The sequence below is a fragment of the Mycobacterium sp. E1747 genome (genome assembly GCF_001667775.1).
Classification (GTDB): domain Bacteria; phylum Actinomycetota; class Actinomycetes; order Mycobacteriales; family Mycobacteriaceae; genus Mycobacterium.
Genome location: NZ_LZJI01000031.1, coordinates 1 through 9,402 on the forward strand (window position 1 = coordinate 1; position 9,402 = coordinate 9,402).

At 62.8% G+C, this 9,402-nt stretch carries 10 protein-coding genes; 6 read left to right on the forward strand and 4 right to left on the reverse strand.

Annotated elements, in window-relative coordinates; translation table 11 throughout:
- On the forward strand, positions 1 to 450 hold a 450-nt coding region (locus A5695_RS02425; protein WP_068077679.1), incomplete at its 5' end, for a DUF732 domain-containing protein.
- Positions 451 to 458: 8 nt separating this feature from the next.
- Positions 459 to 788 carry a DUF732 domain-containing protein gene (locus tag A5695_RS02430; RefSeq protein ID WP_068077681.1) on the forward strand — a complete coding sequence of 110 codons (330 nt, stop codon included), beginning with the start codon at positions 459 to 461 and terminating at the stop codon, positions 786 to 788.
- A 243-nt stretch (positions 789 to 1,031) separates the two neighbouring features.
- On the opposite strand, the gene A5695_RS02435 is transcribed toward A5695_RS02430, so the two are convergent.
- The gene (locus A5695_RS02435) at positions 1,032 to 1,538 is read right to left on the reverse strand and encodes a hypothetical protein (RefSeq protein WP_156749422.1); all 507 of its coding nucleotides are present in this window, start codon (positions 1,536 to 1,538) and stop codon (positions 1,032 to 1,034) included.
- A 397-nt stretch (positions 1,539 to 1,935) separates the two neighbouring features.
- Between A5695_RS02435 and A5695_RS02440 the strand changes: the two genes are divergently transcribed.
- Positions 1,936 to 3,564, forward strand: coding sequence for an AMP-binding protein (locus tag A5695_RS02440; RefSeq protein WP_156749423.1), 1,629 nt, complete (start codon positions 1,936 to 1,938; stop codon positions 3,562 to 3,564).
- A gap of 164 nt (positions 3,565 to 3,728) precedes the next feature.
- Here the strand turns inward: A5695_RS02440 and A5695_RS02445 are convergent, their stop codons facing one another.
- Positions 3,729 to 4,481 (reverse strand): SDR family oxidoreductase, encoded by a 753-nt coding sequence (locus A5695_RS02445; protein WP_068077689.1) that lies wholly within the window; start codon positions 4,479 to 4,481, stop codon positions 3,729 to 3,731.
- 39 nt (positions 4,482 to 4,520) lie between these two features.
- A complete protein-coding gene (locus A5695_RS02450) occupies positions 4,521 to 5,384 on the reverse strand; it encodes a TetR family transcriptional regulator (RefSeq protein WP_068077691.1) in 864 nt (287 codons plus the stop codon).
- A gap of 177 nt (positions 5,385 to 5,561) precedes the next feature.
- On the opposite strand from A5695_RS02450, the gene A5695_RS02455 reads away from it, so the two are divergent.
- Together A5695_RS02455 and A5695_RS02460 are read left to right on the forward strand one after the other, a co-directional pair.
- On the forward strand, positions 5,562 to 6,749 hold the full coding sequence (locus A5695_RS02455; RefSeq protein ID WP_068077693.1) for an acyl-CoA dehydrogenase family protein: 1,188 nt from the start codon (positions 5,562 to 5,564) through the stop codon (positions 6,747 to 6,749).
- 35 nt (positions 6,750 to 6,784) lie between these two features.
- Complete coding sequence (locus A5695_RS02460; protein WP_082945805.1) at positions 6,785 to 7,783, forward strand: phosphotransferase family protein; 999 nt, start codon at positions 6,785 to 6,787, stop codon at positions 7,781 to 7,783.
- Between the two features lie 95 nt (positions 7,784 to 7,878).
- Here the strand turns inward: A5695_RS02460 and A5695_RS02465 are convergent, their stop codons facing one another.
- On the reverse strand, positions 7,879 to 9,018 hold the full coding sequence (locus A5695_RS02465) for a TIGR03857 family LLM class F420-dependent oxidoreductase (RefSeq protein WP_068077700.1): 1,140 nt from the start codon (positions 9,016 to 9,018) through the stop codon (positions 7,879 to 7,881).
- A 94-nt stretch (positions 9,019 to 9,112) separates the two neighbouring features.
- Between A5695_RS02465 and A5695_RS29360 the strand changes: the two genes are divergently transcribed.
- Positions 9,113 to 9,402 (forward strand): hypothetical protein (locus A5695_RS29360; protein WP_231974695.1); only part of this gene is annotated, 290 nt, incomplete at its 3' end.

The following is a 9,402-nucleotide window of genomic DNA, read 5'->3' on the forward strand; positions in this document are numbered from 1 at the left end:
GGCGCGGCCCTCGCGGTAGGGGCGTTGTTCGGTGGTCATTTGACTAGGGCAGCGCCGGCTCACGCTGACGTGCACACGTATCTGCAAGCCCTCCACAACGCCGGCATCAACCGCGAGGAAAGTGAAGAGCTGGAGATGGGCTGGGAGGTGTGCGCGCTGCGTGACCTCGGCGTTCCGCCCGAACGAGTCCAAGACCAAGCCGTGCAGAACTCACGTACGTACCCGCCGGATGGGATGACCCTCGAGCAAGCCGGCCAGATCGTCAGAATCGCCGTGGACGAACTATGTAACAAGCGGTTGTCGCCCAAGCCGGTAGCGCCCACGAGCCGCCATCAAGATGGGAAAAGCGCCGACCTGTCAGACATACATCCACTCGTTGTCCCCGGCGCGGATCGGTCTGACCGCAAACCTCAATTGACATCGGCCGCCGAGCGGTCGAGACAGGGTTAGGGGTCGCCGTGAAGATCGCTATCGGCGCAGCGGCCGTCGGTTGGCTCGTTTTAGCGCCAATCGCGCACGCGGACAAACAGACCTACCATGACTACCTTCAGTCGCATGGCGTACCACCCGCTCCGACATCGCAGTGGAAGCATTTCGACGCGGCAGGCCAATTCATATGCTCTGAGCTACGCGACGGTACGCCGCCGGCACTGATCGTCAGCCAATACAATGGCGGATTCGCCAGTCAATACATCAATCGCTATGACGGCGGATTCATCGCCCCGTACGCCCAGGTCGTCGTCGATGGCGCACAGCACGAACTCTGCCCGGATACGATCCGGGGCTAACGCCGACCCAGTCGACATCGGCTCGCGCAGCGGCGTTTAGGGCACGATCACGGCGGCTCGGTGTACCGCGGCCCAATGAATACGGTCATCGGCGAGCCGACACGGGGCGGCTTCGCCCGACCGCAGCTGGGCTCGCGCCCCAACGTCCCCATCGGTAAGCCCCCCGTCGCCAGGGGCAACGTCAGGCTGTTGTGGCTGGCTGTGCCGCGCGGGGACTCGTACTGATGACGTGAACAAATCTCACTATTGCTTCGGACACCGGGTGCAGGTGGGCGCAGGCACTTGCCAATGACCCTTGTCATCTCGAAAGAAGTAGTAGGACCCATCTCCTGTCGGAGGCGGCCCATAATAATCGACGGTTGAGATTTGCTCGGGATCGAAAACCGAATGCGTGACATATTTGATCGTGACCCGCACCTGCGCATTAACCGGATACATGGGGCTGCTCGAAGAATCGGGATTATCGTGTTGCACGACCTGGCCCAGTGTGATCGGGCCGATGAAGTCAACATTGACTTCGGTGCCCGGCGGCTGACCGATGCTGTAGAAGTCGGTGATCGTCTGCCTGATTTCTGGTTCAGAAGGAGGCGGTCCCAGATCGCCAACGGCGGCCCTGGCCTGGGTAGCGACGACCGCGGCCATAAATCCATAGGTGAGGACGAGCAGCATTGCCAATAGCGCACGCCATCTGGGCGCGCGGGTGTTCGGACCCATCGGCCAGTGACGAGATGAGCGAAATGCGGTGCTCACACTTCCTCCTACGAGGTGGAATCTGATGAGAAGACTGGAGTGGTTCCGATTGCCGGTTGCGCTTCCCTCTTGCGCCGCGGAGGCGCTGGCCGCCCACCGCGGTGTTTGTGCGACACCGCGCATGTGGTGCCCGCGGTGAATGACTGTGCACAAGACGTGGCGGCGTGAAACGACCTATGACGACGCGCGCCCGGTGCCGAGTTGGCGGCAGCATTCTCGGTCAGCCCATGCAAACAAACTGATCTGCTGGTCGCGCAGCCCGCTGGTGCCATAGTTTCCCCACAATCGACGCCGCTTAGGTTATCATCATTACTGTTGACTGGCGATCCCCAGTTCGTACGATTTGACAAGCTGCCATGCGATACGGTTTTTGTGCTGCGCTGGAGAAGGACGGGCTGTGGCGATAGAGAATCGGCGTGACCTAAATGCCGCCACGGTGAAAACGCTTGTCGCGCAGCGGCGAGTACTCGGAAGCAAGCCGCTCGCCATCGTCGACGGTGTGACGCTGACGTATGAACAGGCTGCCGAGTTGTCGTCGCGCATTGCCTATGCCCTGTCCCTGAACGGTGTGGGCAAAGGCGACGTCGTCGCCACCTACATGCACAACTCGATCGACCATATCTGTGTCTGGTTTGCCTGCGCCCAGATCGGGGCGATCTGGGCTCCGCTGAACATCGCACTGGTGAATCTTGACCTCGCGTACACGCTGCAAGATGCGGGCGCGAAGGCGATATTCGTCGATGCTGAGCTCTTCGAGAACTACGCGCAAGTCGCTGAGTCCAATAGCGGGGGACCGCTTGTCGTTGCCCGCGGTGACAGCCGCGGCCCGGGAAACGGTCAGCGCCGCATCGCTTTTGAGGAGATGGTACGCAGTTCGGGACCTGTTCCGACTGTCGAAGTCAGCCCAGCTGATCCGGCGGCCATTTTGTATACCGGCGGAAGCACGGGGCTACCGAAAGGGGTTGTAGTTTCTCATGTCTGGTTCGTGGCGGCCGCGCTTCGTTACCAGGAGTTGTTTCAGCCCGAACCGGATGACGTCCATCTCGGCGTCGGACAGATGTGTCATGCCATCGGGTCCGTGGTCGACGTCTTCTGTCCCCTGTATTGGGGGCTCACCACGGTCATCCCTCGTTGGTTCAGCGCGTCCGCGTTTTGGGATCTGGCTCGCCAACACAACGCCACAATTGTCGGGTGCCTGATCGGGCCCTTGATCTCGACGTTGCTCAGTCAGCCGGCGCGTCGCGATGATAAGGACCATCGCGTGAGAACGGGTACTGCCGGCTCCGCCCAAATTCCTGCAGAGCGCGTCGCGGCATTCACCGAGCGTTTCGGTGTTGACCTGCTCGAGATCTACGGGCAGACCGAAACTGGAGCCCTGGGTGTCATCGGAGAGCGCCGCAGCGACCGACCCTATCGTTCGCAGGGAAAGCCGCACGGCTGGTGCGAGATCGTGATCGCCGACGACGGCGACCAGCCGTGTGCGCCCGGCACCGAGGGGCAGATTTTATTGCGGCCGACCTACCCATATACGTTCCTGCTTGGCTACCACAACAAACCCGAAAAATTTGCCGAAGCTTGCCGTAACTTATGGTTTCACACCGGAGACTTGGGTTTTGTCGATGAGCGAGGCTATCTCCACTTTTCGGGACGAATGGCGCACTATATCCGGCGCCGAGGCGAAAATATCGCCGCAGTGGAGGTCGAGCACGCGATCGCGGCGCACCCGGCGGTGGCGGCCTGCGCCGTGGTGGGCGTGCCTTGTGATCTCGGCGACGAAGAAGTGAAAGCCTATGTGCAAGTCGCCGTTGGTAGCGCGATCGAGCCCGCCGACCTTGTCCTGCACTGCGCCGAGCGTCTGGCATATTTCAAGGTGCCGAGGTATATCGAGTTTGTCTCCGCGTTGCCGCGGTCAGCGGCGAAAAACGAGATCGAGCGCCACAAACTTAAGGCTCGCGGGGTTGGTGAGGCTTGGGACCGGGAGACGGCAGGCATTCGCGTCGGCCGAATCGCCGCCCCGCGGAACTAGAGCTCGGTGACGACGGCCCGGTAACTGGCTACCGGTTGCGCCGTGAGCTCGTGGCCGCCAGATGTGGACCGGCTGGTGCGTGTGCGTGGCTACTCTTGGCGCGCGGTCGCGGTCCTCATGGGGACCGCGTGTCAGCGACAACGCCATCGCGTGTTCAGGGGAGGTCATGCTTGGCGCCCGTCAGTTCCCGCGCGCCCGACGATGATCCGGCCGACCATCGATCGGCTCGATAGATGCAGCAGTGACTCGACTAGTACGACGATGTCGGTGGTGGGAATCATCTTTTCCGCTGGGATACGGTCATGGACCCACGCGGACATGTCGGTGTCGACGAAGGCCGGCGCGATCGCCGTCGCACACACGCCGTGAGCGGATTCCTCGGCGTTGACTGAGTCGGCGAGCGACAGCGCGGCAGCTTTGGAGGCGCTGTAGGCCGCCAAACCGGCCTCCGCGTAGGCGCCCGCGATGGATGAGAGCAGGATGATTTTGGAACCCAGCTGGGGATGTCGTAGTGCGGCCTGGCGCAGCAACGGCAATGCGGACTGGATCAGCAGAAACGGCGCATTGAAGTTCACCGCCATCGTCTTGTTCAGACGGTGACTCGGAAAGTTCTCGATCGGGCCGGCGGTACCGACGCCTGCGTTCAGAATCAGGGCGTCCAGATCGTGGTAGGCGCTGCGATGAGAATCGACGATGCCGGGCAGCGCGTCGGCGTCGGCCATGTCGGCGGCGATGGTCGTTACGTGCGGAGATCCCAGCTGTTCAAGCACGGGAACAACAGCTCGCAGAGCCTCCGCATCGCGGGCGGTGATCGTCAGACACATGCCTTGCGCAGCAAGGGCCTTGGCGATCTGCAGTCCGATGCCACGGGATGCTCCGGTGATCAGCGCAGAGCGTGTCTCGCGATGCTCGACCATATCTATGTCCTTTCGAGATGCAAGCTAGGAGTTTTCGTTTTACAACCGGTCAATGGACGCGCCCAAAAGCATCAGCGCGAAACGGGCGTAGACAGTAGCGATGTCTTCTGGGGAGGCGGTGCCGCCGGCGCGAAACCATTGTGGCAAGGAGGTACACATCGTCGCGATTGCACGTCCGGCGGCGCGGGCATCACCGGTGTTGAGCTGTCCATCGGCTAGAGCGCGATCGATCGCGTCGTCGAGAATGTGCTGCAGCCGATTGCGTGAGGAGGCGATTCGGCGCCGGTTCGCTCCGGTGAGGCTTCGCATCTCACTGGCACCGATGAAGGCCAACTCGCGGCGATGAGTGTGAAATAAGGCCAGAGATTCAACGATCAGAGCAATTTCGTCCCGGCTGTCGGCTGCGTCGCGGCGCGCTGCATCTACTCGCCAGTGCAATTCGTCCATCGTCAGGTCAAGGATGCGGACAAGCAGTTGCTGCTTGTCCTTGTAGTAGTGGTAGATGCCTGGGACGCTTAGTCCGGTGCGGCTGGCCAATGACCGCATTGTTGTTCCGTGGTAACCGGTTTCGGTGAAGCTATCGATGGCGCCGGCCAGCACCGGATCGATCGGGAGTGGTGAAAAGCGACGCCAATCACCTGTTGTCTGTCCGGGGTCGGCCACGATCGGTTGCCGCGGCAGGTCGCGAGCGCGGCCTGCGGGTTCCAACAACCGGGTGACGGGAATATTCAACGCACTGGCGAAATCATGCAGCCGACCAACAGTGAGTCCGGTCTTGCCGTTCTCCACCGCGCTGATCGTGGCGGGGCTTAATCGCATCCGGCGGGCCAGGTCGCGTACCGTCAGCCCGGCTTCTAGGCGGGCCCCGCGGATAGCGGCACCCGCGATATCGGTGCGCGGCATCCAGTCCCCTTTAGGTGTTCAGCTTTACTGAACATTCTCATCTACGCGCGAACGGTTGAAGGCGGTCGATCTACAGTGCAGTAGACCATATTAGGTCACGTGGAACACCCGGCGGGTGCGACACCTTGCTGCCGAGCGATCGGTCGGAGATCGCGGCTGACATTGACGGGAGACCACATGGGAATTGACTTGGAATATTCGCCGCAGATCCGTGCGCTGGTGGAGCGGACCGCGACGTTCACGCGAACCGTGGTGCTGCCCATCGAAGATCGTTATGGCGGAGATATCTCTGCTGCTGGCGGTGACACGTTGCGCGGGGAGTTGCAGTCGGCGGCCAAGGAGGCCGGCGTATTCGCTCCGCATGTGCCGCGGGAATACGGTGGTCTTGACATTGGCCTCACCGAGCGGGCCCCGATTTTTGAAGAGGCCGGATATTCGCTGTTCGGCCCGACCGCGTTGAACATTGCGGCCCCTGATGAGGGCAATGTCCATCTGCTCGCACACGTCGCCACCGCCGAGCAGAAGGCGCGCTATCTCGCGCCCCTGGCTGCCGGAGACGTGCGCTCTGCGTTCGCGATGACCGAGCCCGCCCCGGGTGCCGGTTCGGACCCGTCAGCGCTGAAAACCCGCGCTGAACGCATAGGCGGGCAGTGGTGCATCAACGGGCACAAGTGGTTCATCACCGGCGCCGACGGCGCCGCGTTTTTCATCGTCATGGCCCGCACCTCCGGGATGCCAGGGGAGCGCGGTGGCGCCACCATGTTCCTCGCCGATGCCGAGACCCCCGGACTACGGGTCGGCCGTCACATACCCACGGCCGATCGCTCCATGCTGGGTGGGCACTGCGAAATGTTTTTTGAGGACATGGTGTTGCCGGACTCCGCAGTGCTAGGCGAAGTCGACCGTGGCTTTCAATACGCACAAGTCAGGCTGGGGCCTGCCCGTATGACGCACGTGATGCGTTGGCTGGGCGCTGCGCGCCGCGGTCATGACATTGCTGTCGCACATGTCGCCTCGCGAGACGCGTTCGGCGCCAAGCTCGGTCAGCTTGGGATGATTCAGCAGATGGTCGCCGACAGTGAGATCGACATCGCCGCGACACGTGCCCTGCTCATCCGAGCGTGTTGGGAACTTGATCGTGGCGAGTCCGCGGGGGCTGCGGTGTCGATCGCGAAAACCTTTGCCGCCGAGGCGATTTTTCGCATCGTGGACCGCAGCGTGCAGATGTGCGGGGCGCTGGGAGTCTCTGATGATCTGCCTTTGGCGCGACTGGCGCGCGAGGTACGACCTTTCCGGATTTACGATGGTCCCTCGGAGGTCCACCGCTGGGCCATCGCGAAGCGACGTGTGGCGGCGGCGTCATGATTGTCAAGGGCCGGGACCCTAACCAGCTTCCAGGGATGGATATAGCGGCGCTTCGTCGTTTTCTGCTGGATTGCGACGTGGCGGTACAAGGTGAATTGGTGGCCGAACCCATCGATGGTGGCCGTTCCAACTTGACCTTCAAGGTCCGCGACGAGAGGTCCACCTGGGTGGTCCGACGCCCGCCGGTCAGCGGGTCGACTCCGTCGGCGCACGATATGGGTCGCGAGTATGCCGTCACGAAAGCGCTACGAGGATCCGCGGTGCCCGTCGCGCGTACCGTGGCGCTGGACGCAGATGGTCGCGCACTGGGAGTGCCGCTTAGCATTGTGGAATTCGTTGATGGAGCGGTGATCCGCTCTCAGGATGACTTGTCCGCCTTGAGTTCGGCGCAAGTGGACGGCGTCGTCGAGTCTTTGGTCAAGACCATGGCTGCGCTGCACGCTGTCGATTACCAAGCCGTTGGGCTGGGTTCTTTTGGCCGCCCCGAGGGGTTCCTCACCCGGCAGGTGGCGCTGTGGGCGCGGCAGTGGGAGCGCGTCAAAGGCCGTGAGCTGCCCGATATGGCTGCGCTGACAACCGGTTTGGCGGATCTTGTCCCTAAGACGCCTCCAGTTGCATCGATTGTTCATGGTGATTTCCGGATCGACAACACGATTTTAGATCGTGACCGGCCCGAAGTCATTCGCGCGGTTGTGGACTGGGAATTGTCGACAATAGGTGACCCGCTTAGCGACGTCGCCCTGATGTGTGTGTACCGTTCCGCGGCATTTGATTTGGTGCTGGGCATTTCGGCGGCGTGGACCAGTCCTCGGCTCCCGTCCGCCGACGCCCTCGCTGAACGGTACGCGCGGGCCTCTGGGCGCGACTTGACTGACTGGAATTTCTATCTGGCGCTTGCGAATCTGAAGCTCGCGGTCATCAGCGAGGGTATCAGTCACCGGAGCCGGTTGGGCTCGGATGCCGGCAGTGATGCGGCGGGCGCAATGAGGGCGACACCAGAGTTCGTCGCGGCCGGGTTGGCCGCTCTGCGCTAATCCGATTCCGCGGTCGGTGTCGTTGGCGGCGGCGCAGGAAGCGAACGGCCTTTTACGCCGCAATGGCGATTGATGGCTGGTTGAGCGCGTCCACTTCAGTTGCCGACGCTGACCTCGGGCGCGGTCGACGGCTGCCGGCGCGCCCTCCATGCATCCAGGAGTGCGGCATTCTGACGCGGCGTCGACCCGTACAAGATCGTTTCAGTAGGACCTTGCTCGCGAAATCCCGCGATCGTCTGAATGCAGTCGGCAACTGAACCGACCGCGCATACCTGCGTGATCCATTCGTCGGGAATGAGTTTGGCGGGTTCGAGCAATTCGACGCGGTGGAAGCGTTGGTCGGCCGTGGCGTTACCGCGCAGCTGAGCGTGGTTCCTGAGCTTGCGCACGATGTCCATGTCCCACCCGTTGGCCTTGACCAGTGCATCGCCGAAGCTAGGCCACTGCAGGTAGGTGACCAGCCGTGCGTGGCATATCGCGCGCATCTCCGATTCGTCAAGCTCTGGTGCCGAGGTGATGCAGTGCGCGACGTGCAGGCTGTCAGGGTCGCGGCCCCGACGCTCGCACTCGGATCTGATGCGCGCGGTCGCCACCCTCACTGCCTCGGGTGTCAGAAACGGGTACAGCACAATGCCATCCCACACTGGGTCGGCTGCGGCGCGCGCCGCGCGGGGTCCGCCGCCGAGCGCGAAGTACCACAACTGCGGGGGTGGTACAGCACCGGAGACGTCGTCCATCTTCGCATCTCGCAGCGTTCCGGCGGGACCGTCGTAGGTGACCTTCTCACCGTGCCACAGCCGTCGGAGGATTTTCGCGTAGTCGACGAAGGCGTCAAAGCCGAGCTGGCCGTTCCACAGGACATCGCCGCGGCCCAGGCCCATGATCATTCGCGGACCGTGGAGCGCCTGCATCGTGGCCCCGAATCCCCCCGCTACGACAGGGTGGCGAGAGGCGGCGGAGGCTGCGCCGGTACCGATTTCCAGACGAGTGGTATGGGCGGCGGCCGCACTCAGCAGCACGGGCGCGTCCTTCAGACCATGCCGTTCGGAAAGGATCAATCGCCGGAAGCCGAGCCGTTCGGCGTCGATCGCATCGGTCAGCGCCCGACGCAGCGGTGTGTAACCGGGGGGTGCGTCGATCGTCGCTTTTACGCGGCCGGGGACCACGTAGATGCTCATGTCGTCGACTACCGGTGCCAGAGTGGCTGTTTCGTCGGTGAGGGTTTGCGTGCTCATCCTGTGCCCTTCTCGGTAAGTCACGCGGAAACGCCGTAGAAGGAATCGCCGATGATGTCCAGCTCGCGCTGCAGGCGCCGCCCGAGCAGATCCTTTGCTTGGGCTCCAAGGGCGTGGTCGGCTGTCCTCAGGCTGGCCTCCAGCAAGCACGACAGCATCTCGCTGGCTTGGTTGTAGGCGCCCTGGATGTCGTGCGGAGTCCGAGGAGATCGAGAACCTCGTCGCCAGCGCACTTGCCGGCGGCACCGATGATCCGGCCCTGGCCGCGGCGCATCAGCAGTACCTCGCCGGCAAGCGTGACGGGGACACTCCGCACGACATCCAGGGCGCCTACAACCAAGCCAGCGAGATGCTGTCGTGCTTGCTGGAGGCCAGCCTGAGGAC

Excerpts from the sequence above, each read along its gene's own strand:
- A5695_RS02455 (WP_068077693.1), top strand. The coding sequence starts at position 5,562 with ATGGGAATTGACTTGGAATATTCGCCGCAGATCCGTGCGCTGGTGGAG.
- A5695_RS02465 (WP_068077700.1), bottom strand. The coding sequence starts at position 9,018 with ATGAGCACGCAAACCCTCACCGACGAAACAGCCACTCTGGCACCGGTA.
- A5695_RS02445 (WP_068077689.1), bottom strand. The coding sequence starts at position 4,481 with ATGGTCGAGCATCGCGAGACACGCTCTGCGCTGATCACCGGAGCATCC.
- A5695_RS02460 (WP_082945805.1), top strand. The coding sequence starts at position 6,785 with ATGGATATAGCGGCGCTTCGTCGTTTTCTGCTGGATTGCGACGTGGCG.
- A5695_RS02450 (WP_068077691.1), bottom strand. The coding sequence starts at position 5,384 with ATGCCGCGCACCGATATCGCGGGTGCCGCTATCCGCGGGGCCCGCCTA.